The 1,167-nt window shown below is 47.1% G+C and carries 2 protein-coding genes; both read left to right on the plus strand.

Translation table 11 applies throughout. The features are described 5' to 3' along the window. A partial coding sequence (locus R7E42_RS24905; RefSeq protein WP_318073222.1) for a D-2-hydroxyacid dehydrogenase occupies positions 1–924 on the plus strand: 924 nt, incomplete at its 5' end. A gap of 6 nt (positions 925–930) precedes the next feature. Further along, a partial coding sequence (locus R7E42_RS24910; protein WP_411978985.1) for a uracil-DNA glycosylase family protein occupies positions 931–1,167 on the plus strand: 237 nt, incomplete at its 3' end.

Genomic DNA, 1,167 nt, shown 5'->3' on the forward strand with positions numbered 1-1,167 from the left:
ACGCAGCATCCAAATCAGCTTTTCCTGCTCTCTGAGCATCGCGACACCTACGAAACGTTATTGGCGGAGAAAAATCTGCCCGACCTGAACATTACGGACAAGCCGCAAGAGGCACACATTGTTCTTGCCGATCCTCCTTTACTCTCACAAAGATTAGACGAATTTTCACAACTTGAGTGGGTACAATCTACCTATGCGGGCGTAAATGCGCTCATTACCCCAGAATTTCGCCAAGACTATACGCTGACGAATGTGCGTGGCGTGTTTGGTCCGCTAATCGCAGAGTACGTCCTCGGATATTGCATCAGCCACTATCGTCATTTTATGCACTACCACCAGCAACAACAAAACAAACAGTGGCAACCGCATCTCTACACATCACTGCAAAGCAAAACCATGGTGATTCTCGGTACGGGTAGCATTGGGAAATGCCTAGCACAAACGGCCCAGGCGATGGGGATTAACACGATTGGTATTAATCGCACAGGAATTCCAACAGCCAATGATGAATTTGCACAAACCTTCCACATCAATGAACTAGCAAATGCTTTAAGAAAGGCAGATATTGTCGTTAATACATTACCGAGTACACCTAATACTCGTGCCTTGCTCAACCGTGAAACACTTCAACATCTCAACCAAGCTTTATTATTCAATGTAGGTAGAGGAGATGTGTTGGATGAAGCCAGCTTGTTGCTCGCCATCAAGAATCGCTGGGTAGAACACGCTTTCTTGGACGTGTTTGAGCAAGAACCATTGCCACCAGCGCATCCGTTTTGGAAGTTACCGCAAGTGACCATCACGCCACACATTGCCGCATTGAGCTTTCCTGAACAGGTGGTCGACATTTTTGCCGACAATTACCGACTTTGGCGCGATGGTTTCTCATTAAACAATCAAGTGGATTTCGAAAAGGGGTATTAAAGACCGATGTCTCTAGAGAATCTACTCCAACAAGTGCGCGCGTGCCAGATCTGCGCTGAGAGTTTACCTCTCGGAGCCAACCCTGTGGTTCAAGCCGGTAAAAACGCACGCATTCTGATTATTGGCCAAGCGCCAGGAACAAAAGTCCACAGCACTTCGATACCTTGGAATGATCCAAGTGGTGACCGACTGCGCCAATGGCTTGATATCGACAAAGACGTGTTCTACGACCCGAATAAAATT

The organism is Vibrio sp. Vb1337 (assembly GCF_033338715.1).
Taxonomy (GTDB): domain Bacteria; phylum Pseudomonadota; class Gammaproteobacteria; order Enterobacterales; family Vibrionaceae; genus Vibrio; species Vibrio alginolyticus.